This is a genomic window from Enhygromyxa salina (assembly GCF_000737335.2).
Lineage (GTDB): Bacteria > Myxococcota_A > Polyangia > Nannocystales > Nannocystaceae > Plesiocystis > Plesiocystis salina_C.
In genome coordinates, this window is sequence record NZ_JMCC02000062.1 from 20873 (window position 1) to 46137 (window position 25265).

At 67.7% G+C, this 25265-nt stretch carries 20 protein-coding genes; 13 read left to right on the forward strand and 7 right to left on the reverse strand.

Annotated elements, in window-relative coordinates; all coding sequences use genetic code 11:
* Window positions 1-16 precede the first annotated feature (16 nt).
* Window positions 17-2725, reverse strand: coding sequence for an ankyrin repeat domain-containing protein (locus tag DB30_RS23000; protein WP_052552577.1), 2709 nt, complete (start codon window positions 2723-2725; stop codon window positions 17-19).
* A 36-nt stretch (window positions 2726-2761) separates the two neighbouring features.
* Complete coding sequence (locus tag DB30_RS23005) at window positions 2762-3283, reverse strand: hypothetical protein (RefSeq protein WP_052552579.1); 522 nt, start codon at window positions 3281-3283, stop codon at window positions 2762-2764.
* 272 nt (window positions 3284-3555) lie between these two features.
* Here DB30_RS23005 and DB30_RS23010 point away from each other — a divergent pair, with 272 nt between their 5' ends.
* The 3 genes from DB30_RS23010 (at window position 3556) to rarD (ending at window position 5164) form a co-directional block, all read left to right on the forward strand.
* Window positions 3556-3816 carry an addiction module protein gene (locus DB30_RS23010; RefSeq protein WP_146660202.1) on the forward strand — a complete coding sequence of 87 codons (261 nt, stop codon included), beginning with the start codon at window positions 3556-3558 and terminating at the stop codon, window positions 3814-3816.
* A gap of 125 nt (window positions 3817-3941) precedes the next feature.
* Window positions 3942-4109 (forward strand): hypothetical protein, encoded by a 168-nt coding sequence (locus DB30_RS43160; protein ID WP_420870678.1) that lies wholly within the window; start codon window positions 3942-3944, stop codon window positions 4107-4109.
* 137 nt (window positions 4110-4246) lie between these two features.
* A complete protein-coding gene (gene rarD / locus DB30_RS23020) occupies window positions 4247-5164 on the forward strand; it encodes an EamA family transporter RarD (RefSeq protein ID WP_165703908.1) in 918 nt (305 codons plus the stop codon).
* Window positions 5165-5167: 3 nt separating this feature from the next.
* Here the strand turns inward: rarD and DB30_RS23025 are convergent, their stop codons facing one another.
* The gene (locus DB30_RS23025; protein WP_052552592.1) at window positions 5168-6229 is read right to left on the reverse strand and encodes a hypothetical protein; all 1062 of its coding nucleotides are present in this window, start codon (window positions 6227-6229) and stop codon (window positions 5168-5170) included.
* Between the two features lie 128 nt (window positions 6230-6357).
* Here DB30_RS23025 and DB30_RS23030 point away from each other — a divergent pair, with 128 nt between their 5' ends.
* Entirely contained in the window at window positions 6358-7110 is a 753-nt protein-coding gene (locus tag DB30_RS23030; protein WP_146660206.1) for a DUF2914 domain-containing protein, read from the forward strand.
* A 12-nt stretch (window positions 7111-7122) separates the two neighbouring features.
* Here the strand turns inward: DB30_RS23030 and DB30_RS23035 are convergent, their stop codons facing one another.
* Entirely contained in the window at window positions 7123-7797 is a 675-nt protein-coding gene (locus DB30_RS23035; RefSeq protein WP_052552596.1) for a matrixin family metalloprotease, read from the reverse strand.
* A gap of 81 nt (window positions 7798-7878) precedes the next feature.
* Between DB30_RS23035 and DB30_RS23040 the strand changes: the two genes are divergently transcribed.
* Window positions 7879-9210 (forward strand): zinc ribbon domain-containing protein, encoded by a 1332-nt coding sequence (locus DB30_RS23040; RefSeq protein WP_052552599.1) that lies wholly within the window; start codon window positions 7879-7881, stop codon window positions 9208-9210.
* A 15-nt stretch (window positions 9211-9225) separates the two neighbouring features.
* Here the strand turns inward: DB30_RS23040 and DB30_RS23045 are convergent, their stop codons facing one another.
* Complete coding sequence (locus DB30_RS23045) at window positions 9226-9993, reverse strand: hypothetical protein (RefSeq protein WP_146660210.1); 768 nt, start codon at window positions 9991-9993, stop codon at window positions 9226-9228.
* Window positions 9994-10155: 162 nt separating this feature from the next.
* Complete coding sequence (gene acs, locus DB30_RS23050; protein WP_052552603.1) at window positions 10156-12132, reverse strand: acetate--CoA ligase; 1977 nt, start codon at window positions 12130-12132, stop codon at window positions 10156-10158.
* 87 nt (window positions 12133-12219) lie between these two features.
* On the opposite strand from acs, the gene DB30_RS23055 reads away from it, so the two are divergent.
* A complete protein-coding gene (locus DB30_RS23055; protein WP_146660212.1) occupies window positions 12220-13251 on the forward strand; it encodes a penicillin-insensitive murein endopeptidase in 1032 nt (343 codons plus the stop codon).
* Between the two features lie 71 nt (window positions 13252-13322).
* A complete protein-coding gene (locus tag DB30_RS23060; protein WP_146660214.1) occupies window positions 13323-14708 on the forward strand; it encodes a hypothetical protein in 1386 nt (461 codons plus the stop codon).
* A 79-nt stretch (window positions 14709-14787) separates the two neighbouring features.
* Here the strand turns inward: DB30_RS23060 and DB30_RS23065 are convergent, their stop codons facing one another.
* Window positions 14788-16287: a CotH kinase family protein gene (locus DB30_RS23065; RefSeq protein WP_052552609.1), complete on the reverse strand. Its 1500-nt coding sequence runs from the start codon at window positions 16285-16287 to the stop codon at window positions 14788-14790.
* Window positions 16288-16460: 173 nt separating this feature from the next.
* Between DB30_RS23065 and DB30_RS23070 the strand changes: the two genes are divergently transcribed.
* The 6 genes from DB30_RS23070 (at window position 16461) to DB30_RS23095 (ending at window position 25094) form a co-directional block, all read left to right on the forward strand.
* Window positions 16461-16649 carry an MYXO-CTERM sorting domain-containing protein gene (locus tag DB30_RS23070; protein WP_052552612.1) on the forward strand — a complete coding sequence of 63 codons (189 nt, stop codon included), beginning with the start codon at window positions 16461-16463 and terminating at the stop codon, window positions 16647-16649.
* Between the two features lie 45 nt (window positions 16650-16694).
* Window positions 16695-19091: an isochorismatase family protein gene (locus DB30_RS23075; RefSeq protein ID WP_146660216.1), complete on the forward strand. Its 2397-nt coding sequence runs from the start codon at window positions 16695-16697 to the stop codon at window positions 19089-19091.
* 157 nt (window positions 19092-19248) lie between these two features.
* Window positions 19249-20562 carry a vitamin K epoxide reductase/DsbA family protein gene (locus DB30_RS23080; RefSeq protein ID WP_052552617.1) on the forward strand — a complete coding sequence of 438 codons (1314 nt, stop codon included), beginning with the start codon at window positions 19249-19251 and terminating at the stop codon, window positions 20560-20562.
* Entirely contained in the window at window positions 20559-21248 is a 690-nt protein-coding gene (locus DB30_RS23085; protein ID WP_052552619.1) for an OmpA family protein, read from the forward strand. Before DB30_RS23080 ends, DB30_RS23085 begins: the two co-directional genes overlap by 4 nt.
* On the forward strand, window positions 21227-21838 hold the full coding sequence (locus tag DB30_RS23090; RefSeq protein ID WP_052552620.1) for a TlpA family protein disulfide reductase: 612 nt from the start codon (window positions 21227-21229) through the stop codon (window positions 21836-21838). The genes DB30_RS23085 and DB30_RS23090 overlap by 22 nt, the downstream gene beginning before the upstream one ends.
* Window positions 21839-22451: 613 nt before the next feature.
* A complete protein-coding gene (locus DB30_RS23095) occupies window positions 22452-25094 on the forward strand; it encodes a YncE family protein (RefSeq protein WP_240480303.1) in 2643 nt (880 codons plus the stop codon).
* The last annotated feature ends 171 nt before the right edge of the window (window positions 25095-25265 follow it).

The following is a 25265-nucleotide window of genomic DNA, read 5'->3' on the forward strand; positions in this document are numbered from 1 at the left end:
TCAATTGGTGTGGCGCTCACCAGGGGGTGAACGGCTCGCGGGTGCCAGGGGTCGCGTCGAGCTCGAGCTTGGGCAGGGCCTGGCGCAGCCGAGCGATCAGCTGGGCGCGCTGCTGCGCGACCGTGGGCGTGACGGCAACGCGTATGCGCTGAAGATGCCCAACCTGCTCGGTGTGACGCATCAATACCTCGAGCGCCGATCCGCGTACGCCAGCGAGCTCGAGCGTGCGTAGTCGCGGTATTACAGCACACACGAGGATCGCCGCGGCGAAGTCTGCCGTCACCGGGCCGATACGCAGATGTGACACGTGTCGGATCGCGGACAGGGTGCGCGTGGCTCCTTCGATCTCGGCCGCGCTCGTGCGGCTGCCGGCTGGAAGGGCGAAGTCGAGGTGGGTCAGATCCGGTAGCCAGAGCTCCAGATCCACGCAGCCCTGCGCCCACTCCGAGGTGCTCCCGTGGCGCAGACGCAGGTGCCTGAGCCCAGGCCAGCGCAGCGTGCCCGATCGGATCTTGTCCAGCCCCACCAACCACAGCGAGCGCAACGCGGGGAAGCTCCGGCGCAGGTAATCGATCTTTGGGAGGTCGGGTGGCAGGCCCTCGAGCACGAGCCGGCGTAGCGGTGATGGGGGGTCGAGCGCTTCCAGCCCAGCCACCGGCTGGGTGCCGAGCCCGTCGAGGTGCAGGCGAAGCTCGGCCAGGAGTGGTTCGTGACGCAGCAGCATGCGCGCGGCCTCGGTCACCGTTTGCTCGAGGTGGCTGCGCTCGCGGACTTCCCAGCCGGCGCTGGTCAGCCGCGCCGCGGTCACGAAGCCGTGGGTCCAGGTCAGGCCGATCGGGCTGGTCCGCAGCGGGGCGAGCGGGTCGGCACATTCGATCCCGGCGCGAGTGATCGACGCCGCGGCTTGTTCGAGCTGGGCGAACTCGTGGGCCATGCGTTGTTGCTTGCGCTGGCCCAGGCGTGCGCGCGCCAGCGACGTTGCGACCAGTTGGCCGCGCGGATCCCCGCGGCTCTGCAGCCAGTCCGCCCACACCATCCAGTCGTCCGTGCGGCCTTGCGCGCGGCGGGTGGCCTGGGTGGGATCGGGCGGATCGGGGACGAGCTGGTCGAGCAAGCGTTCGACCAGCGTGGCTTCGCTCGCCAGCGCTGGCGCGCCCGGCCCAGCAGCGACGGCGGCGCGAGGGTCGAAGGGGCCGTTGTCCATGTGTTGGACGCCTAGTGAACGGCACAGCTGCGCGGGCGAGCGTCCGGCCCGGTCTTTGCTGGGACGCGCCCCCGCTTCGACCAGGCGCCGCGCGAGCGCCTGTTGCCTGTTGCCGGCCGTGCTGGCGGCCAAGTAGTGCAGGGCGCTCCAGCCATGGTGGTCGCGCGCGTCTGGGTCGGCGCCCGCCGACAACAGCAGGTCGATCAGCTGGGCGACCGGGCGTTGGCTGAGCGCGAGCATCAAGGGCGTGCGCCCGCGATGATCTTGGGCGTTTGGGTTGGCGCCAGCTTGCAGCAGCGTCGCGGCGCAGCGCAGGCGACCCGCGTGGGCTGCCCAGTGCAGCGCCGTCCAACCTTGGCGATCCGTCGACTCGCGCTTGGCCCCGGCGCCGAGCAGCCATGCACATGCTTGGGCGCCGACGAGCTCGCTGATCGGCACACTGATCTCGGCCGCCTCGGCGCCTGCAGGGCCCTGGGTTGGGAGCCCGGCCGCGAGCATCAAGGCCGTGCGATCGAGCCGGTCACGGGCCTCGAGATCGGGGCGCCCGTCAGCGTGCTCGGCCAGCAGCTCCAGCGCTTCGGGCCCGCCGTAGCTGGCAAAGTGGATCAATCGCGGCTGCTCGGGCTCGTCGTCGCCGGGCAGCAGCGGCAGCCGTCGGCGCAGCGTTGCGAGGTCACCACGCGCACAGGCCAGGCGCAGCGCAGTGAGATCCCGCGACCAGACCACGCGCCCAGGGATCTTCGTGTTCGCCGACGGTGCGCCACGCGGCGGGAGAAACGGCGCCGCGAGCTCGATCGTTGGCTCGGGTTGGCCCTGAACCCGGATCCCCCACAGGGCGTAGCCGGTCAACGCGAGCGCCAACCACGGCTCGAGCGGATTGGGTAGCTCACCGAACGCGCGACCTTGCAACGCGGGCGGCAGCGGCCCCCCGAGCAGGCTCTGTTCGTGCGAGCGGATCTCGGAGTTTGCGATCAGCTGCCAGCGCCGCGATCCATGCAGCGCGTCGACCACCACCTGAAAGCGTCGGTACGGATGGGGTGGCTCGTAGATGCGTTGCGCACCGCCCAGCAAGACGCGCAGGCGGGCGAGCGCGGGCGCCAGCGCGCCGAACGAACGCGGCCTCGCCCCAGTGGGGCCGACGGGGTTGCCCGCGAGCCGCCAGACCACCTTGGTCGCGGGCGGGCAGCCCCACGCCTCGAAGCGCGCGACCAGCTGCTTGGCGTGGGCCTCGGCGGCGAGCAGGCCGCTGGGATCACTGGCGAACAACAGCGCGGCCTGGGCGGTGCGGGGTGCCGGTTGGGGAGGCTGCCCACGCGCGGCCCGAAACCGGCGGGTTGGATCGTTGGCCCAGCTTGTGGGGATCTTTCCCGCTTGGATCGCGCGGGCCCACACGGCCGCGCCTGGGTCGGCGCCCCGGTAGTCGATCGCCTTTGCGAGCTCGCCGAGGTCACCTCGCGCAGGTCGCAAGAAGGCGCGCTCGAGCTCGGCGAGGCGCAGGCGAAAGTCGAGATCCTCGGACACGTGGGCGAACGGTGGTGGGTAGCAAGAGCGCCGCGGTCACCCCGGCAGATCGTTGGCGTGCAGACCCACGAGCGTCGCGACAAATTCGAGCCGGGCCGCGCGGGGCTCTGGGTAGCTGGCGCCGGGCGGATCCAGGTAGCGATCCCAATCAAACTCGAACGCCGCGACCAGCTCGAGCGCGTCGTCGGTGCTGCCGGGCGACGCCACGAAGCTGGCGCTACAGACATCTTGACCGTTGGGGTAGGTCGTGATCGCCACGCCAAGTAGTTGCTCGAACATCCCGTCGAGGTCCCGGCCCTCGATCCGAAATTCCATGCCGTACAGATCGCTCGCGCGGGTTGGCTTTGCGTTGCCTGCCCGCCCAGAGCCCGCAGCCTCCTGCAGGCGACTGCGGTTTGCGATCACCGTGCTGGCCAGCCAGATCTGCTGACCCGCGACGGCAGCGGCGCGGACCAGCTCGAGGTTCCAGTCGGGCTCGCCCGACTCGCAGTGGTACAGCTCGAGCGCCGCCTGGCCAAACTCGAAGCGCCTCCCGTCGACCTCCACGAACCCCGCCATGCTGGGCGCGAGCGTACCAGCCCAGAGTACACCTCGCTCATTGCTGGGTTGTGGCGGAAGGCTCACCGACAGCGGCGAGATCGGCGACGCCGAATCCACGAGCGAGACCCACATTCCTGGAGTCCAGATGGAGTCCGGTCTGTGGCGAATCAGGTATCTGGCCTCCATCTGGAAGGTCGTCTGTGCGACTCGTACGGATGATCTGACTCTGGCGAGATGACACTCGAGGACCGGGGTGGGGGATACCGCTCGTCCGAGCTACACTGGTGGCCGTGACTGACGAAGCCAGCCGCGTCCTGGACGCCGCGATGACGCTGCCCGAGGTCGAGCGTGCTCGCCTCGCAACCATCCTCGCTGACAGCATCGGCGATGGTTCGCCACAGGAGGAGATCGACGCCGCCACCCTCGCGGAGGCCAAGCGGCGGCTCGATGACCTCGACGCCGGTCGTACCCAGTCGGTTCCCTACGAAGAGATCAAGCGGAAGCTACACGGCACCATCGAGCGTGCACGTCAACGGGCCTCTGCGGGTTGAGCATGCGGCTGGAGTTCACGTCCGAGGCCGAAGCGGACATCGACGACGCGACGCTCTAATACTTCGAGGAAGATCCCGAACTCGCGGCTCGGTTCGCCATCGAGCTCGAGCGCGTGCTTGACCAGGTGCTCGAAAACCCACGCGCCTGGACCGAGATCGAACCCGGCATCCACCGGGCGCTGCTGCGGAAGTTCCCCTACGCCGTCATCTATCGTGTCCGAGCCGATGTCGTGCAGGTCGCCACTGTCACCCACCAGCACCGCGAGCCCGGTCACTGGCGGGGGCGCGGGTAGTCCGTCAGGGACCTGGACAACACGGCGATCCACAGCGCGTACTCGTCCTGGAGCTCGAAGCTCCCGTGTGTTTCACGAACCCCGCCATGCTGGGCGCGAGCGTACCAGCCCGGAGTCGCGGACACATCAACGCGGACGTGCGACAGTCCGTCGCCGTGTCGGAGCCGCACACCCGCGCCGGGTACTCGTTCGCGCTCGCAGCCTATGGGCTGTGGGGTGCGCTGCCGCTGTTCTGGAGGCTGCTGCGTCACGTGCCTGCGGGCGAGCAGCTGGTTCATCGCGTGGTCTGGGCGGTGGTCGTGATGCTGGCCCTGCTGTTTTCCCGGGGCCGACTTGGCGAGCTGCGGCCCGTGCTCGCCGATCCGCGAAGGCGCCGGCGGCTGGCGCTGTCGGCCACGTTGCTGGCGATCAACTGGTTCACCTTCTTGCTCGCGGTCGAGACGGATCGTGTGTTGCACGCGAGCCTTGGCTACTACCTCAACCCGATCGTGAGCGTGGTGTTGGGCATGGTCGTGCTTGGCGAGCGGCTGCGCCCGTTGCAGTGGGCGGCAGTGGCCGCGGCCGCCGTGGGGGTGATCGTGCTGCTGTGGCAGGCCGGCGAGTTCCCGTGGATCGGCCTGGTGCTCGCGGCCGCGTTTGGTTGCTACGGGCTGCTGCGCAAGACGATCGAGGTCGAGCCCTTGCCCGGCTCGACGATCGAGGCCGGGATGTTGGCGATCCCCTGCTTGGTAGCGATCGCGTGGCTCGGGTTTGCCGGCTCGGGTCAGTTTGCGGGCGCGGGACCAGGCACCACGCTGTTGCTGCTGGCGGCCGGCCCGATCACGGCGGCGCCGCTGCTGTTGTTCACCAACGCCGCCCGGCGGCTGCCGCTGTATGCGTTGGGGTTCATGCAGTACATCACCCCAACCTCGCACTTCTTGTTGGCGGTGTTCGTGTTTGGTGAGGTGTTCACCGCTGCCCACGCGGTCGCGTTTGTGGCGATCTGGGCGGGTGTTGGGTTGTTTGCGCTGGACCTGGGCCTGCAGTGGCGGCGCCAGCTGGCCACCCCACGCTGAGGATCAAACCTGCTTCTTGCGCACCGACCACACGAACCCGTCGTACCAAAAGTGCATCAGCGAGACCAACAGCGTCAGCGCCCACCACATGTGCACGCTGGGATCCATGTACTGGACCCACGTCCCGTACAGCAGCGCCAGGGCCACGAACAGCCCAAGGGTCAGCCACTTGCCCAGCGGCTTGCCCTCTACCCGCAGCATTCGCTGCATGTTCTTGTTCTCGGTCGCCCACACGATTCCAAAGTACTGAAGCGCGTGGAACAGGTTCATGATGAAGAACGCCTCGCCGAAGCTGTTGAAGCCCCAGGTGTAGAGCGAGGTCGCCCCGGTGGTGACGTACAAGAACACTTTTTGCCACGAGACCGTGTGGCCGGCGCGCTGCAGCTCGAACTGGGCATAGACGTAGTAGGCCAAGAACCCGGCACCGCCGCCTAGCATCGCCCAGGTGAAATAGGCGTGGTTGCCGTCCATCCACACCGGGATCTTGGTGAAGAACATCAGGCCGACGTCGCTGAATTCGTTGAAGTCCTCGAAGTGATCCAGCATGACCGCGCCAGCGACGATCGGGCCGGCGTAGAGCAGCTGGTTGAGGGCCCAGTCGAGCTTGCGCCCGTGGGTGGGCTGGTTGCCGGCCTTGGCCTCGTAGATGCGACCAAACCCGAAGGTCTGCATGCCCGAGTGGTAGACGTCCCAGAACGTGGCGATGACCGAGCAGGTGTAGAGCACGTAGTTGGAAGACAGCATCGCCGCGTAGAGCAGCAGCGGCACCAACACGAAGCGCAGCTTGTGTTGCTTGAAGATCTCTTTGTTGCCGTGGCTGCGCACGAACACCAAGATCAGGTGCGCGTGAATGAACACGCCGATCAGCAGCCCCGACCAGGTGACCTCCCAGCCCCACCAGGTGAACCGGTCATCGGCAAACGGGGTGCCAGAGATCCCCATGCCCACGAACAGAGCGAGGATCGGCGGGAGCAGAAAGAACACCCAGTCGTACCACGCGCTGACGATGTAGCGCGATTTGACGCCGGGCGACTGGGCGCCAGGCTTGTCGCCAGAAGAGCTCATCGCGGCCCGAGGCTAGCAGGAACGATCGGCGCGAGCGAGGCCAGCAGCCGGGGATGTGGGGACATCCGCTACAGTGGGTTTGCGTGATTGTTGATTGACGCGGGCGGGTACACGGCGGACGATCGCGCATGTCGAGAATTCCGATCGTGTTGGTCTCGTGTCTGCTGCTCTCCACCCTTGCATGTGGGGCGCCTGCCGACCCGGGCGCGAACGAGCAAGTCGCCAACAAGACGCCCGCGCCCGCGACAGCGGCCGAGCCCAAGCCGGCCGAGCCCGCACCGGTCACCCCTGCGCGAAGCGCCGAGCCTGCTGCCGTTGCACCAGCCGAGGAGCCGCCAACCGAGGAGCCGCCAGCCGAGGCCAACGTCGAAGCCCCAAGCGAGCCGGCCAGCGGATCCCCAACCGACTGGAAGCCGCCACCCGGCGCGGACATCCGCAGCGATGCCGTGATCGCACCGGGCACGCCGCCCGAGAACGCGGCGGCGTTCAAGAGCTTGCCCAACGCCAAGGGCGACGGCCCGCCGGTCAGCGCGATCGGGGCCAACGGGATCCACTTCGACAGCTTGGTCGTGGGTCGCGGGTTCGAGAAGAGTCGCTGCGTCGAGCCAACCGACACCTTTGACGTAGAGATCGACGACCGGGCCAACATCTGCCTACGGATCGTGCATCCCGCTGGCGCCGAAGAGACGCTCACGGTCACGTGGGCCAAGACCGGCGGCCACGGATCGCGGACCAGCAAGGTCACCGTCAAGGACGCGCACGCCTACCTGACCCGCAGCTACCTGCCGCTCAAGAAGACCGGCTACCAGGGCGAGTGGACCGCGACGATCACCACCGAAGACGGGACCGAGCTCGCTTCGGTGTCGTTCACGGTCAAGTGAGCTTCAGCGGCTTCAGCGGGGGCTAGAGATCGTCTCGAGCGAGCCATCGCGGAGCATCGCGTCGCGTTGCTTCAGCACGATCTCGAGCTCTTGCGGCACGAACACCCGCGCGTCCCAAGGTGGCTGCTCGCGCGGGCGCTTGTTCATGATGCTGTCGGTGTAGCGCGAGTGCGGCAGCCCAAAGAAGTGGCCCAGCTCGTGGGCCATGACCACGTTGGAGCCGATCTGGGACAAGATGATCCAGCGCTTGTCGGTGTTGCTGCGCTGGCGCCAGTGGACCCCGCGGATCTGGGCGCCCGGTATGTCGACGTCGTCGAGCTGGGCGACCAGGTACACGTGGATCACGCCGCGGGTGAACTGTTGGCGACCGACCTCGTCGCGCTGATCCGCGGTGTGCATGACGGCAAACTCGGCCGAGATCGCGTCGATGCCCACGACCGTGAAGCCGACATCGGCGGGCGCGAACAGCTTGAACGCGTGCTCGAGCTCGGCGGCCATCCACGCGGGGGTCTGCTCGGCCCCGTCCGCGAGGTGGAGCTGCAAGCCCACGCAGTAGCGTCGGTCAGGCGGGCAGGCCGGGGTCGCGTCGACGAAGCAGGCAAGGCGCGGCTCAACCGCGGGGTCGAGGACCGAGGGGCACTGCTGAGCGCCGAGCACCAGCGGCAGCATCACGAGCAGACCGAGCACTGCGGGGGTTATACCCCGCTGGCTGGGAAACCCAGCCCCAGCGCAATCGAGGATCCAGGGGACTGCGCTACCATCCGGTCGATGCGAGAACATGGGGACGCGCCCGAGGACGAGCAGGAGATCCAGACGGTCCCCGAGGACGAGCCCGTCTCGCCCGACAGCGAGTCGTTCGACAGCGACTCCGGGATGCGCCGGATCGAGGTCGGCTCGGTGTTCTGCTCGGAGTGCGGGACCCAAAACGGCGCGAGCGCGACGATCTGTCACAGCTGCGGCCGGCTGCTCGATCCGCTGGCCCAAGCCCAGCGCTCGACCGCGCCGGTTCGCAAGCTGCACGGTGTCGTGGTCGCAACCGTCACGGGGATCAGCGTGGGCGCGGTGCTGCTCGCGTGGATGACCGGGCTGTCGATGCACCTCGAGGTCGCGGACGTGATGCGGGTCGAAGGCGAGCGCTTGGTTCGGGTCGAGGTCCTGACGTCAAACGCGGATCTGTCCCAAGTGTTCGGGCTGGCCCTGGCGTTTGGGCTGGCGGGGCTGGTCGCCTCGATCGTGTTCGCGGGTCGGTACTTGCGCGAGGTCGTGCTCGGGGCCACCGCGGGTGTGTTCGCGCAGTTCGTGCTGTGGCTGTTCATGGCCCGCGCTGCGGGCGGGCACCTACGCAGTGACCTGTGGATCGCCGGCGATGGCTTCGTGTTGCGCGGCCCCGCGCCGATCCTGCTGACGCAGCTGCTGCTCTTGATGTTGTTCACCGCGATCCTGTTCGCGTTCGCGGGCTGGATCGCGCAAGAGCAGATCACCGGCAAGGCCACCTGCGTGCAGTGCCACAGCCGCTACTCGCTGCGGCCGCGGCCGCCCGTGCGGTGTCCCAAATGCGACGCCGAGCAGGACCGCGACGGCGTGCAGTGGCCGTGGGTGATGCTCGTGGCGCTGGGGTGTTCGATCGCGTTCGCGCTGGTGGTCGTGTTCCTCCGCGAGCCGCTGGGGTTCGCGCTCGAGTGTCACGGGCAAATGTCAAAGGGCTGCATCGACGCCCGCGGCGACAGCAGCTTCACGATCTTCGTGACCGCCATGACCTCGCGGGACTTCACGTTCTGGGCGGTGGATCAGTGGCGCTACCTGGGCGTGACCGCGCCGCTGATGCTGGGCGCGCCCTTGTTGCTGACCTTCTTGGTCAAGCGCGGCTCGCGAGCGAGCGCGGGCGCGCTGGTGCCGATCAACTGGCTGCTGGCGACCTTCGTGGTGATGATCGCGCTTGGGGACCTAGGGGGCAGCGACGCGGGGTTCATCTTCTTGATGCGGATGCAGGTGCTGGCGCTGTTCTCGTGGGGCGCGGTCGGGGTGGTCGGCGTGCTGATCGGCGACAAGCTGCGCTACCGCAAGGGCTCGGCGTACCTCGACGAGATCGACGACGACTGAGGCTGTTGTCCGCGCTCAAGAGCGGCTGAGGCCGCCGGTGCCGTACATGATCAACGGCGGCGCGTTGTTGCGCTCATCGAGGATGCGCAGCTCGATCTGCGCGAGCTCCATCAAGAACCCGAGCCCGCGCATGTACAGATCGTCGACGCAAAATCGCAGCTCGCCAAAGATCTCTGGGTCAGGACGAAAGCACACCCGCGTCCTTGTCTGTTGGCCGGGCTTGGGCGGATCTCGAGTCAGCGGGCACTCGGCCTCGCCGCGGTAGAACGCTTGGTGCCAGACGCCGTCGTCGCGGGTGATCTCGATCCGACACCAGTGGCTGAGCGCGCACGTGACGACCGGGGCCGCCAGGCTCTGCGTCAACATGACCTGGCCCTCGGCCGAGCGGCGCAGCCACGGCCAGCGCTGCAGCCCTCGAGCCGCGCGATCCGGATCGAAGCCGGGGCCTGTGTGGGTGACCATGGCGGACCCATCGGTCAACAACCGGATCTCCAAGCCCTCGCAGCGACCGTCGATCACGTCGTCGATCGCAAACGACATCGCGCCTTCGAGCATGGTCCCGAGCGCCGCCGGGCGGGTGATGTCGCCGACCGAGGTGAACGGGTTGTCGCGGATGTTGGCGATGATGCGCAGCCGCTCGCGGGGGCGCCGGGGCTGACTGCTCACCCACACCCGCGAGGTGACCACGTCGTGCGACGCCGGCAACTCTTCGGGCGTATCGAGTTTGCGCTCGTTGACCAGCCCGTCGAAGGCTTCACGCAACCGGTCTGCGACACCGCGCACCCTCACAAATGTAACAGCATCCCAGACCGGCAGATGCTCGACGCGCCGATGCCGGGTCGCGCTCGGTAGAGCGCAGCCAAGTCCTGACCAGCCCCGAGCCAGGCCGGGCGGTCGGCGTCACGCGGTCGAGCCCGCGGCCGCAATTGCTTGGCCCCCCCCGCGTCAGGGCTTGCGGAGCGCTTCCGCCCCACGCACGATCACCTCTACGACCGAGGGATCTGCGAGCGTCGAGACATCGCCGAGCTTGTCGGGCTCGCCCTCCGCGATCTTTCGCAGGATCCGACGCATGCACTTGCCCGACCGGGTCTTGGGCAGGCCCGGCACGATCTGCAAGCGATCGATCCGGGCGTGGGCGCCGATCGAGCTGCGCACGGCCGCGTGGGCCCGCTGGATCGCCCCGGCCTCGTCGGTGCACGCAGGTTGCAAGACCACGTAGGCGTACACGCCCTGACCCTTGACCGCATGCGGGTAGCCGACGACCGCGGCCTCGGCGATGTCGTCGATCGCGATCAGGGCGGACTCGAACTCGGCGGTGCCCATGCGGTGACCCGAGACGTTGAGCACGTCGTCGACGCGGCCCGTGATCCAGTAGTAGCCGTCGGCGTCGCGGCGGCAGCCATCTCCGGTGAAGTAGCGGCCCGCGAACATCGCGAAGTAAGTTGCGACGTAGCGCGCGTGGTCCCCCCACACGGTCCGCGCGAGCCCGGGCCAGGGGTGCTCGATACACAGCCGACCCTGCCCCGGACCGACGATCTCGCGGCCTTCGTCGTTGACCAACGAAGGGATGATCCCCGGCATCGGCAAGGTCGCCGAACCCGGCTTTTCCGGGGTGGCCGGGGCGATCGGCGTGATGCAGTGGCCGCCCGTCTCGGTCTGCCACCAGGTATCCACGATCGCGCAGCGACCCTGGCCGACGGCGTCGTAGTACCAACGCCACGCGACTGGATCGATCGGCTCACCCACGGTCCCGAGCACCCGCAGCGAGGACAGATCATGCTTGCGGACCGGCGCCTCGCCGTGAGCCGCGAGCGTGCGGATGGCCGTGGGCGCCGTGTAGAACACCGTGATGCCGTGGCGAGCGACCATGTCCCAGTAGCGGTCCACGTCGGGGTAGGTTGGGATCGACTCGAACATCAAGCTGGTCGCGCCGTTGCACAGCGGCCCATACACGATGTAGCTGTGCCCGGTGATCCAGCCGATGTCGGCCATGCACGCGTACACGTCGTCCTCGCGTAGATCAAAGGTCAGCGCGTGGGTGTAGGCGACCCAGGTCAGGTAGCCGCCGCAGCTGTGCACGAGGCCCTTGGGCTGCCCGGTCGAGCCCGAGGTGTAGAGCACGAACAGGGGATCTTCGGCGCGGCGGGGCGCGGCTTCGTGGGTGGGGCTGGCCGGGTCGACTTGCTCGTGCCACCAGACATCGCGGCCGGCCTGCATGTTGACGGTGACCGCGGGATCGCGCTGGTAGACCAACACCGTCTCGACGCCGCGCTCACCCTCGAGCGCGGTGTCGATCGTGGCCTTGAGCGGGATGTGCTTGCCGCCGCGCTTGCCGACGTCTTGGGTGATGACGATTGAAGCCCCGCAGTCGCGCACGCGGTCGCGCACGGCCTCGGCCGAGAACCCGCCGAACACGACGGAGTGCACGGCGCCCACGCGCGCGCAGGCCAGCATCGCGATCGCGGCCTCGGGCACCATGCCCATGTAGATGATCACCCGCTCGCCGGGCTTGAGCCCGAGCTCGACGAGGGCGTTGGCGCAGCGACACACCTGCTCGTGCAGCTGCGCGTAGGTCAGGGTGCGGACGTCGCCGGGCTCGTCGCCCTCCCACAAGATCGCCGTCTTGTCTGCGCGGCGCTCGAGCTGGCGGTCCAAGCACGACTCGGTGACGTTGAGCTCGCCGTCGGCAAACCACGAGATCGGCGCTTCGCGGATCGACCAAAAGTCCCCCTCGAGCCCGCGGGTTGGTTGCTTGCGCCAGCGCACCCGCTGCTTGGCCTGGGCCAGCCAGTAGCCGTCTGGATCAGCCTCTGCCCGGGACCAGTGCTCGCGGTAGGACGGCATGTCCGGGATCTGTGAACTGCTGCCGGCGCGAACGCGGTCGTCGACGTCGAAGATGTCGGGGCGGTCGGAGGTGCTCATCGAGGTCAATGGTCGGCTATCGCGGCGCGCGACTCCACCGTATGCCAGAAATTTGCGCACGATGTCAGCTTGGTGGAGGGTGAGAGCATGCGTCGGCTGCAGCTGATCATGCTCGTGGGCTTGGCGAGCCTGGTGTCGCTCGCGGGGCCCCGATCTACCGCGTGGGCGGGGCCCCGGGCGTACATCGTTCAGCGCGGTGACACGCTGTGGGAGCTGGCCGAGGACAACGGCTGCACGATCGAGCAGCTGCGCAAGGCCAACAAGCTGGACGTCGATGATCCGATCATCGTTGGCAACCAGCTGGACCTCTCGGCCTGCTCGGGAGGTTCGGCGCAGGCGAGCACCGCCGGGCGTCGCTACGTCGTGGTGGCCGGCGACAGCCTATCCTCGATCGCGCGCAAGCACGGAACGACCGTCGCCGAGCTGCGCTCCCTCAACGACATCAAGGGCAACCTGATCAAGCTTGGCCAGCAGCTGCGGGTGCCGGGTCAGGCCAAGCGAACGGTGCGCTTGCTGGTCGGCCAGAGCCGCGGTCGGCCGGGCCACGGGTGGCTGTACCAGCCGAGTCAGCTGCCGCAGAGCTCGGCCTACTACCGGCGTCGGATCGAGCGGACCTGGGCGGCTGCGCACGTGATCGACCACACCGTCAACGCGGTGGCCGACGCTCGCGCTGCGTTTCCCAAGCTGCACCGGCTGGCGATCGGTGATCTGTCCGACAAGGACGGCGGGTCGCTCTCGGGCCACCACTCGCACCAATCGGGGCGCGACATCGACGTGGGGCTGTACTACCGCAAGGTCCCGGCCGGGTACCCAAGCGAGTTCGTGGTCGCGACCAAGGACAACTTCGACGCCGCCGCGACCTGGGCCCTGCTGGTCAGCTTCGTGCGTACGGCCGGGCGCGACGGCGGCGTCGAGAAGGTGTTCTTGGACTACGAGCTGCAGGGCTGGCTGTACGCGGCCGCGCGCAAGGACGGCTGGTCGAAGGCCAAGCTCCGCGACGTGTTTCAGTACCCCGATGGGCCCTACGCCGCGCATGGGATCGTGCGTCACGAGCCCAAGCACGACGACCACATCCACGTGCGCTTCACGTGCACGCCCGACGACGACGGCTGCAAGTAGGCGGGCGCGATCAGTCGCACGGGGCCGGGCGCATGTGTCGGCTGGTCCAGCTCGACACGACCTTCCGACCCATGCAAAACAGGTCCATGTCGGTCAGCCGCTCCCACAATTTTTCGCGATCTTTCGCGTGGCTGGCGATGCTGCTTGGCGCTTGCACCAGCGTCACGCCGCCCCCGGGGGAGGCGTCCAAACCCTCTCCCACGCGCAGCCCACCGGTAGACGAGACCCCCAGCGCTGCGCCGACGCCCGCGAGCGACCTGACGATCCGCTCGCCTCCAGTCGACGATCCCGGCACGCCCACGGTCGACCCCAGCGAGCGGCTCGACGCCCCTGCGCGCTACGAAGGCCTGGTGCTCCGCGCGGCGCTCCCGATCCGGGCTCGCTACGCAAACTTGGTCTACGAGGGCAACAACAAGCACTTTCGCGCCGAGCCGGACGCGGCGGGGCTGTTTCGATCTGGCGACGAGACGGCCGCGGACTGGCGTCGCTTCGCCGCGGGAGTTGGCGGCTTGGTCGTGCTGCGTGACTCGTTGTTCTCGCAGCAAGATCACCCCGTCGCCCAGCGGCCGCGGGCGCTCATGATGTCGCCAAGCTGGGTCACCGTCGCGGTCGCGCAGACGCTCGCCAACCGCCCGCTGACCGCCCCACGCAGCGCGCCGATCGACGACGACGCCGCGTGGGCGGGCACCGACATCAACGCCTATTTTGGCTCGTTCCCCGTCAGTGAGCGGCTGTTTGGTGACGCGACGCGACCGCTCGCAACGGCCGACGCCAGCGCCCGACTGCAGATCCAAAACGCCAGGGTCTCGATGCAGATGTTGGCCGCCGCGGCCCAGGCGATGATCGACGCGGCCCCGCGCGGCGCCGAAGCGGTCGCGCAAGCCGGCGCCGAGTGGATCGCAGCCTCGGATCGCAGCTACTTTGGCGCCGAGCTGCGCCGCGACAAGATCATCCCGATCTTCGTGGAGAACCCCAACGAGCACGAGCTGCGCGACGAAGGCAAGGGGCTTGGCGTGTGGGGTTGGGAGCTCGCGCCGCAGGCCTTGGCGATCACCCGGCGCGTCGTCTACGGCCGGCGCTTGCTCGATGGGGCGCTCGCGGTCGAGCGCTATGATCTGCGCTTCGAGGCCGAACAGGATCGTGCGATCGCCCTGCTCGAGGAGCTGGTCCCGCGCGACTCCAGCGGGCACCCGCTGTGGCTGTGGGTCAACGGCGGCACCGACGGCCACGGCAAGGGTGACCCGGCGGTGCCCTACATCAAGGACTTCCAGGCCAAGATCGCCGCCGCCAACATCGAGGTCTCGCGCGTGGTGCTGCTGAGCAAGCCCAGCGTGCGCCCGTGGGGTGCCGACGGCAAGCAAGTCCTCGAGACCGAGGTTGATCGCTACGCGAAGCTGGGCATCCCGCTGAGCGTGCAGCTGCAGACCCAGCAACTACAGAAGCTGATCGCCGACTGAGCTTCGCGGCCCGCTAGGGCTAGGGCTAGGACGGCGAGGTGCCCGCGAGCACCTCGCCCGAGCTGAAGCCAGATACCGGTCAGAGCGCCGCGCTCACGTCGGCGTGGCGGTCTGCGATGTGATCCGCGATCGCGTTGTTGCCCCCCGAGATCGAGCTCTCGAACGCGGCGTCGCTGTTCAAGAAGGTGTACCCGGGCTGCTCCCCGTCCGCGCCCACGACGTAGGGCGTGATCAGATCGTGATAGGTCTGCGCCAGCGCCGTCGTCGTCTGCAGGTCAAACGCCCCCGTCTGCAGGTCGAGGAGCTTGTCTCGGTACGCCGCGCTGTAGACCTCGTCGTCGAGCAGCCGACGGATCATGGGCCACTGCGCGCTGATCTCATCGAGGAGCACCGAGTCAGACCCACCGCCCGGCCCGCCGCCGCCGCCACCCGGCCCAGGCCCGCCGCCGCCACCTTGGATCAGCAGCGACTCGTTGAGGTCCCAAGGGATCCACTTGATCAGCCCATCCGAGGGATCCGCGTACAGATAGTAGTTGTGCGTCATCCACCCATAGCTGTCCCAGTTGACGATCGACTGGTTGACCGCGAGCAGCGTCAAGAACCCATCCACGTCAAACACCGACTCGAGCTCGGCGCGCCACTGCGCTCCGCTGCCGCTGTTGAGCACGCTGATCAACTCCTCCACGTCGGCATAGTCAGCTAGCTCTTCGTTGGTCTTCTTGATCATGCTGTCGGCGTCAAAGCTCTGGAGCCGCGCGCCCGCGCCATCGGGCTTGTAGAGGTTGCCGCTGGCGTCGGCGAATTGTGTGTCGAGCATCTTGTTCGAGGGATCCTCGATCATCGTGTACAGACCCCAGTAGGTCGGCCCCTGGCCAACGTCCACGTAGATGCGCACGAACGCCGAGCGGGCCACCGGAACCCCCGCGGCCCGAAAAATATCGCCGGCCAGCTTGTCGCGGATCAGCGAGTTATCCTTGTAGGCGTTCGAGAAGGTCATCTTCTTGAACCCGTAGAAGCGCTGGTCGACCAGCTCGGGGTTGTCCGCTTCGTACTCGTCAAATTTGAAGCGCAGCGCGAGCTTGTCGATGCCCTGGTTGGTCGCGGAGTGGAGCGAGGAGTTGCCTTTGTAGCGGACCCCGACCTGCCACCAGGTCTTGCCGTCGTACGCGACGTCGGCGGGGACGTAGATCGGGTCGAGGTTCCAGTTGTTGTTGGCCGCCATGTCGTCCAAGTCGGACCGCATGTCCGCGTAGTCCAGGGGGTCGATCGTGAGATCGAGCCGCTGAACCTTGGTGTCGTCGAACAGCCGGTCGTAGTCGGGCGTCGCCCCCTTGCAGTGGCTGTCGCGGCCCCAACCATCGGGCCGGACCAGGTCCGCCGGGTCATCGTCACACAGGCCCGCGCCGCCGTCGGTGCCGTTGTCAGAGCTGTCGGAGCTGTCGGCCTCCTCGGTTCCGTCGGTCTCGCCGGTTCCTGCCTTGCCGGTTCCTGCCTCGGAGTCGGCGAGCCCCGGATCATCGCCGCACGCGAGCGTCAGAGTACAGAGCAAGACCAAGGACGAGAGCCGTATGAGCTGCATGGACCGGGCGATTAGCAGGTTCCATGCCACGGCGCAGGCGCAGCTGTGTTCAGCTCGGGCGAGCGGAACACACCGGCCAAATCCGCGGGTTTCGCCCTACCGTGGCAGGTTCCGCACGTGCTGCTGCGGATCACGCATGACCACGACGCGCCGCCGTCAGGCTACGATGGCGTGTGCGACGCCTTCTCGCCCCGCTCACCCTCGCCCTGTTCCTGCTGACCCCCGCGCTCGCGCTCGCTGACCTCGCGCCTTCGGGCGGGTGCAACCGCTGCAGCGTCGACGACGAGGTCACCCAGGGGACGGCCGTGTTTGCCGTGGTCGGGTTCATCGGTCTGCTCGCGCTCCGCCGTCGCGGGGGTTGAGCGCGGCCCGATGCTCACGACCCGAAGACCTACCCTGGGATCACCATGCCAACTCGTTCGCTGCCTACGATGATCCAGCCCAAGAATGCGCCCGCAAGCGGGGGAGAGGGCCTTGCCCGGGCTGGACACAGCTTGTTGATCACGCAGTGCTTGCAGAATGATTTCGTCAAGCCGATCGGGCGGTTTGACCCGATCCCGAACCAGCTCCACGTGGGTCACGCCGAGGCGCTGCGGCTGCTGGGTGAGACGCCGGCCGAAGGCCCGGTCGAGCGCATGATGCAGTGGGCCTACGCGCAGCCCGACGAGCTCGTGCGGGTCGTCCACATCCGCGATTGGCACGACCCCAGCCAGCCCGAGCAGCGCTCGCACTTGGCCCAATTCGGCGAACACTGCATTCGCGACACGGAGGGTGCTCGGTTCGTGTTCACCGAGCCGCAGCGCCACGCCAAGGACATCGCGCTGATCAACTCGGTCACGCTCAACGACTTCGAGGGTACGGGCCTGACCGAGGTCCTCGCGCCCTACGGATCCGGCCCGTGCCGCGTCGGGCTGACGGGGGTCTGGACGGAGGCCAAGGTGCTGTTCCTCGCCTATGAGATCCGCACCCGGTTCCCTGAATTCGAGATCGCCGTGTGCTCCGCTCTGACGGCCTCGTCCTCGCGCCAGCACCACTTTCAGGCGCTCAGCCAGCTCGACCGGATCATCGGTGTTCAGGTGATCGACTCGGTCGGCGGCTTCATTGATTGGCTGGGCGGCGGCACCACCAACGCGCCGCTGCTTGGCCTGCGCGAGAAGTACCCGGTGATCGACGCGGGCGAGGCCCAGCTCGACCCGACCGACGCGATGCTGCTGCGCTTCTTGTTCCGCGACTGCAGGTCGGTCACGCTGAAGCTGCTCGGCGGTGGCTTCTCGGGCAACCTGGTGGCGGGGACCACCAGCGTGGATCTGCACGGTCACGAGCAGGTCCCGCACGTGGTCAAGATCGGCCCGCAAGACAAGATGGGCCGCGAGCGCACCAACTTCGAGCAGGTCCAAGACGTGATGGGCAACAACGCCCCGCAGATCAGCGACTTCGCCGATCTCGATGACCGCGGCGCGATTAAATACCGCTACGCGTCCATGGGCGGCAGCTTCACCACCACATTTCAAAAGGAGTACCAGCGCGGCCTCGCGCTCGAGAAGGTCGAGCAGGTCATCAACACCGTCTACGGCGAGCAGCTGATGCGGCTGTACAAGGCCGCGACCCTGGAGTCTGGGGATCTGCTCGAGCACTACTTCTTCGCGCCCGAGCGGGCGCCGGGGGTCCAGCGCAGCGTCGAGCAGATCGTGGGTCACGAGGTCCCCGGCGACACGCTAGAGCTGCTGCCCGGCGTGGAGGTCACCAACCCGGCGGTGTTCTATCGGCGCACGCTCGCGCAGCTGCCCGCGCGCGCCCAGGATCGCTTCTATCAGGCCCACGTGCACGGCGACCTCAACGGCCAAAACATCGTGCTCGACGGCCACGACAACGTGTGGCTGATCGACTTTTTCCACACCCGCCGGGCCCACGTGCTCATGGACCTGGTCAAGATGGAGAACGATCTGTTCTACATCTTCACTCCCGTGCAGACCGAGCACGAGCTGCGCGAGGCGTTCAAGCTCACCGACGCGCTGATCGATGTGCAGGATCTGTGGGCCGAGCTGCCCGCGCAGTGCCCTTCAACCTTGCCGCAGATGCAGCGAGCCTGGGCGACCCTGCGAATGCTTCGGGCCTACTACCGCAGGCTCGTGCACTCGGACCGCGCGCCGCTGCAGCTGTTTGTGGCGATGCTTCGCTACGCTGGGCACACGCTGTCGTTTGACGAGCCAACCCCGCTGCAGCTCAAGTGGGCGCTGTACACGGCGGCGCGCTGTGTCGACCGGGTGCAGGCAACGCTGACCGCCTCGACCCGGCTGCGGGTCGACTTTCTCGAGCTCGCCGATGAGGTGTCGAGCGGCGGGCCCGGCGGCCGCGTGGGGCTGACGGTGCTGCCCGGACGCCGCGACTGGCGACGACACCTGCGCGAAGATCTGGGCTCACTGCGCGAGGCCGGCGTCGACGCCGTCGTCTGTCTGGTGCCCCACGAGGAGCTCGAGCGCTACGGTGTGCCGGAGCTGATCGACGCCTACCGCGACAGCGGACTCGCGACCCTGCACATGCCGCTGCTCGATCAAAAGGGCGCGAGCGCGGACAAGCTGCGCGAGGCGGCGGCCTGGGTTCAGGTCCGGGTCGCCGCCGGGCAGTCCGTGCTGGTTCACTGCGTCGGCGGGCTCGGCCGCTCGGGCATGGTCGCGGCGGCCTGGCTGCGCAGCCGCGGGGTCAGTGCCGACGACGCCCTGCAGATCGTGCGAGCCGCCCGGGGGCCGCGGGCGGTCGAGACCAAGATCCAAGAGCGCTGCGTTCGTACTCTCCGGTTTGGGTAAGCAGGCTCGGCCTCGCGGCGCCGTGTGTTGCGGCCCTGTACATTCCCACGCACTTGCTAAAATGCGCGGCATGACGGCGGTCCCTCCCCCCGCTGCCGCTCCGGCAGCTCCCTCTTCCCCGGGCCGATCTCAGACGGCGCTCAGGGTCGTCGCAATCGTGCTCGCTGCGGCCGCGACCGTGGGGCTGGTGTTCGCGGCATTCTCCACGGCCGAGTTCGCGCAGCACCTCGATCGCCAAGTTCACGCCATTCATTGCTCGTTCATCCCCGGGGCCGAGGAGCCAGCGGGTGAGCAGGCCAGCGGCTGCGAGGTCGCGATGATGAGCCCCTACTCGTCGGTGCTGCGCACCAAGATCTGGGGCGGGCTGCCGATCGCGCTGCCGGCCATGGGCATCTTCGCGTTCTTGCTGTGGCGCGCGTTGGATTTGATCCTGCGTCAGCAAGATCAGCGCAAGGCCGCCGCCAACTTCTTGATCGCCGCGTCGGTGATCCCCGTCATCGCGAGCATGGTGATGGGCTACATCGCCGCGACCGAGCTCCACGCGGCTTGCAAGATCTGCATTGGCATCTACGGCAGCTCCGCCGCGGTGCTGATCGCCGCGGTGCTGTGTCGGCGCGCGGTCGTTCGTTCGGGCGGCGGGAGCGGGGCGGGGGCGGTCAAGGTCTGGCTGACGGGGGCGGCTCAGCTGGGCGCGTTCGTGGCGATTCCCGCGGGCCTGTACTTGCTGCTCGCGCCAGATTTCTCGAGCTACCTGGGCAGCTGCGGGGCCCTGCGCGAGCAGGAAGATCCCTACGGCGTCATGATCGAGCTCAGTGACACCGGGAGCGCCGTCGATCGGGTTGACGCGATCGAGATCTTCGATCCCCTGTGTGCAGCCTGCCGCGGGTTCGAGCGGCGCCTCGACGCATCCGAGGTCGAGTCCAAGTTGCACCGCAAGGCGGTCCTGTTTCCGCTCGACAGCACCTGCAACTGGATGGTCTCGCGCTCGCTGCACCCGGGCGCGTGCACGGTCAGCAAGGCGATCCTGTGCGCCAAGCCAAACAAGCTGTCGCCGACGTCCGTCATCGACTGGGCGTTCGCCGAGCAAGAGAAGATCCTCGAGGCCAGCAAGGCCGACCCAGACGCTGCAGCGCGCATGGTCACGGCCCAGTTCCCGACCCTGGCCGCGTGCTTGGGCTCGGCCGAGGTCGAGTCGCAGCTCAACAAGTCGCTGCGCTTCGCGGTCCGCAACTCGATCCCGGTGTTGACGCCGCAGCTGTACGTGGCCGGGGTCAAGGTCTGCGACGAAGACACGGACCTGGGCCTCGACTGGGCGCTCGCCCGAATGCTCGAGCTCGAGGCCGCGGGCAAGCTTCGCGGAGAGGCGCCGCCCGCCGTGCCCGAGCCCAAGCTCGAAGCACCGACGAAGCCAAAGGCCGCCAGCAAGACCCGCGACAAGTCAGGCGGCACCGCCAAGAAAGAGACCCCATGATCGCCCTACGAATCGCCATCAGCTTGGCCGCGCTGGCCGTGCCCTCGTTTCTCGTCGGCCACTGGGTCAGCGCCGCAGAGGATCGCCTCGAGCAGCTCGAGACCAACCCCGGCGAGCAGGCCCAGGTCGCGGTCGCCGCCCAGGCCGACGAGGGCTACTGCAACGCCGGTCTGCGCCAGGTCCTGCGTCGGGTCTTGGCCAGCTGCGGCCTGGCCGGCGGCGACACCCGCGGGTGTCAGCCGATCGACGCCAAGAACGTCGCGACCATGGAGGGCGAGGACTTCAACGCGTTGTTCCTGCCCTTGGTCGATCGCGCGAGCATCGTGCAGTTTGGCAAGGGCGACGCGGTCCTCGACGAGCGTGACCTCGCGCTGCTCGACGCAGCCTTCGCGGATCAGCGCGGCGCGAGCTACTTCTTGGTCGTCGCCCGCGCCTCGCCCGAGGGATCGCTCGAGGCCAACAGCGCGCTCTCGCAGGACCGCGCAGAGGCGGTGATGGAGCACCTGCGCCAGAATTTCCAAGATCCAGATCTCGACAAAGAGGTCGGGCTCTTGTGGCTGGGCGAGGAATTTGCCCAGCTCGACCAGAGCTTCTGTTCCTGGAATCGCAGTGGAGGAGCCGACGAATGCGAACCCGAACACATCAACCGCAGCGCGTTCGTGGCATGGATCGACTGTCGGCTGTAGTCGCCGTCATCGGCCTCGTGTCGGCGTGTGAGAGCGGAAAGTCCGAGCCGAATCCAGCCGGCTCGCGCAGCCGCTTCGAGGCCGTTGAGGCCGAGGCCGATCCTCGCTTCGCGCCCGATCAGTTTTGCGAGAACTGGCAAGCCGACGGCGGGCCAGCGTTCTCGCTTCCTCCGCTGGCCGGCGCCGCGGGTGCTGGGTCGGGCGCTGGGCCGGGCGCTGGGTCGGCCCGTTGGGTCAACGTCTGGGCGACTTGGTGTAAGCCCTGCATCGAGGAATTTCCGCGGATCGCTGATTGGACGGCCAAGCTCGCGGGGGCAGGGCACCGGACCGAGCTCGTGTTCATCTCTGTCGATGGCGCCGACGTGAACCTCGAGGAGTTTGCGAAGCTGCACCCCGAGGTCGCGGACACGCTGCAGATCAGCGACCCCGAGCAGCTGTCCGGTTGGCTCGAGGGGCTGGGGTTGCCGGCCAATGCGGTGCTGCCGATCCACCTGTTCGTGGACGCGGCCGGGCGCCTGCGATGTGTGCGGATGGGCGGGGTCGGGGCGGAAGACTTTCCTGGGGTCGAGCAGGTGCTCGGCTCGATCTGAGCCGCTCGCCGCGCCAACTCGTGGCAGTCGGTGCCAGCTCGCGCCAACCCGTCATCGGTCAGCCTGCTCGGAGTCGCGCCGCTAGCGAATGCGTACAAGACGATCGGTGCACCCACCCCATGACGGCGTGCAGCCCCATGAGCTATGAATGTGCCGAGCGGACCGGCGCCGATGTGTGCTGAATGGATAGTTGGAGAAACAAGGTGTTTCGATCGGACTATTTTTGATCTGTTTTCAGCTAGCGAGGGCTTTCACTGCGGGAAGCGAACTTTCTCGCTCATCGGCACCAGCCGGCCAGCCAGAACGCGGCCCCCGGGCCGGTTGCTGCGCGTTCCCGCTCTGCGCGGGCGCGATTGCGCGGCGTCTTGGACCCGATCCACGCGGTGGTGGGCAAATTGGGACAGGCGCGAAGTAGCGACGCGCCGTTGGACACATCCGCGCAGATCATCATTGTGGCATTCTGGACCGCTCGGACAAATGTATGAATTCGTACTGGCGTTATTGTCCATACTGATCAATCATGGGGGCGATGGATCTTCGCAAGCTGGTGTTCCCCGTGGTTTCGGCACTTGCGCTCGTTGGTATCACCGGCCAGGCACGAGCATCGCAGCCAATGACCGCGTTCGAGAGCGGTCAGGTCAGGCCAATGGCGATTTCGCCCAATGGCCATCGGCTGTTCGTCGTCAACACCCCCGACAACCGCCTCGAGATCTACGCGATCACCAATGCGGGCCTCGAGCACGAGGATTCGGTGCCGGTCGGGCTCGAGCCGGTCGCCGTCGCAGCGCGCAACAATCATGAGGTGTGGGTCGTCAACCACCTGTCAGACAACGTCAGCGTGGTCAACGTGGGTCCGCACGCCCACGTGCAGCGCACCTTGCTGGTGGGCGACGAGCCCCGGGACATCGTGTTCGCCGGGCCTGGCAAGAAGCGGGCCTTCATCACCGCCGCCCACCGTGGGCAACACGCCCCCTTCGATCCCCAGCTGACCACACCCAGCGTTGGGCGGGCGGATGTCTGGGTGTTCGACGCCAACCAACCCAGCGCGGCGCCCCTGACGATCGTCAACCTCTTTAGTGACACGCCGCGGGCGCTCGCCGTCAACGCCGACGGCTCGCGGGTCTATGCCGCGGCCTTCAACTCGGGCAACCAGACCACGGTCATCGCTCCGGCGTTGATCTCAGACGCGGGCGAGCAGGCTGGCGGGCTGCCGGGCCCAAACATCAACCATGCGGGCATCCCAGAGCCCGACAACGGCCTGATCGTCCGCTTCGATGGTGACCACTGGGTCGACGAGCTTGGCCGGGTTTGGGACGACTTGGTCAAGTTCGATCTCCCCGACAAGGACGTGTTCGTCATCAACGCCAACGGCGCCATGCCAGCGCTGCTGCCCGGCGCAGACGGCTTCTTCGCCAGCGTGGGCACAACCTTGTTCAACATGATCGTCAATCCGGTCAGCGGAAAGATCTACGTGACCAACACAGAGGCTCGCAACCACGTCCGGTTCGAGGGCCCGGGCATCTTCGCCGACACCACCGTCCGCGGGCACCTCGTCGACAATCGCATCACCGTGCTCGACGCCCAGGGCGTGCACCCGCGCGTGCTCAACAAGCACATCAACTACGACAATTGCTGCGCCCCGGCACCCAACGCCGAGACCGAGCTGAGCGTGTCGCAGCCCCTGGGCATGGCGACCACCAGCGACGGCGCGGTGCTGTACACGGCCGTGCTCGGCAACGACAAAGTCGCGATCTACTACACCGCCGAGCTCGAGGACGACAGCTTCTACCCCGACGCCTTCGACCAGATCCCCGTCAGCGGCGGCGGCCCGACCGGGCTGGTCCTCGACGAGGCCCATGATCGGCTCTACGTCATGACCCGGTTCGACAACGGCATCTCGGTCATCGACACCGACGCCCTCGAGGAGATCGACCACCTGACCATGCACAACCCGGAGCCGGCGGATCTCATCGCCGGGCGCCGGGCGCTGTACGACGCCGCCGGGAGCTCGAGCCACGGTGACCAATCCTGCGCCTCGTGCCACATCTTTGGCGACAAAGACGACCTGGCTTGGGATCTGGGCAATCCCGACGCCGACGTCATGGCAACGCCCGACAACATCCGCACCAACTTTGGGATCGGCGACATCGACTATCACCCCATGAAGGGCCCGATGCTGACCCAGAGCTTGCGCGGCCTGGACAACCACGGGCCGATGCACTGGCGCGGTGATCGAAACGGCGCTGGCGAGGAGCCAAGCGCCCAGCCTGACACGGGGGTCTACAGCGAAGTCGCCGCGTTCAACACCTTCAACGTCGCGTTCCCGGGTCTGCTCGGCCGCGACGAGCAGCTCAGCCCCGAGGACATGCAGGCGTTCACGGACTTCGCCTTGCAGCTCACCTACCCGCCCAACCCGATCCGCAACCTCGACAATTCGTTGACGCCCCAGCAGCAGGCGGGTCGCGACTTCTTCTTCAACAACCTGTCGGTGATCGTTGGTGATGAGCCACCGTTCACCTGCGAGAGCTGCCACCGCATCGACCCGCAGGCCAACGCCGAGTACGGCGTCGCGCGGCCTGGGTTCTTCGGCAGCGACGGCCAGCTCGTGCTGGCCGAGCTCGGTCAAACCCTCAAGATCCCGCAGATGCGCAACTTCTACACGCGGGTGGGCGCGTTCGGCATGGCCGGCGGTGACTTCTTCTTCAACGTCCCCGAGCGGCCCTTCTTCGACGACAGCCACCAGGGCGATCAGGTCCGCGGCTACGGCTACGCGCACGACGGCTCCAAGGACCAGATCATGCGGATCTTCAACGGCTTCAGCTTCGCGCCAGGGGGCTTCCACGACCTCGAGACCATGCAGGAAGTCGCCAGCTTCTTGTTTGCGATCGACACCAACCTCGCGCCGGTCGTCGGCCAGCAGGTCACCCTGCGCAAACAAGACTTCAAGCCCCAGGCGTGGCCCGCCGTCAACGCCAGCATCAACCTGCTGCGCGAGCGAGCCAACGCCAACGAGTGCGAGCTCATCGCCAAGACCCGGCTTGGTCCGTTCGAGCTGGGCCTCTTCTACGAGGGCGGCGCCTACACGACGAGCTTCGTCAATCTGCCAAGCCTCAGCGACGCCCAAGTCCGCCTGCTGGCTCTGGGCGCCCCCGTGACCTACACCTGCGTCCCACCAGGCTCGGGCGAGCGCCTGGGCATCGACCGCGACGCCGACGGCATGCGCGACGGCGACGAACAACTATGGGGCCAATGGTAGCCGCCTGAGCCCAACCCGCCCCAAGGAGCGAAGCGACCAGGTGTCAGCGGGCGGTCCAAGCCCGACCCGCCCAAGGACCGAAGGACGACACGTGAGTGGAGCGCCCCCCGGTGCCTGCAGGTGGTCAGACGAGAGCCCCCTTCTAGGGGGCCACACATACGCCCGCAAACA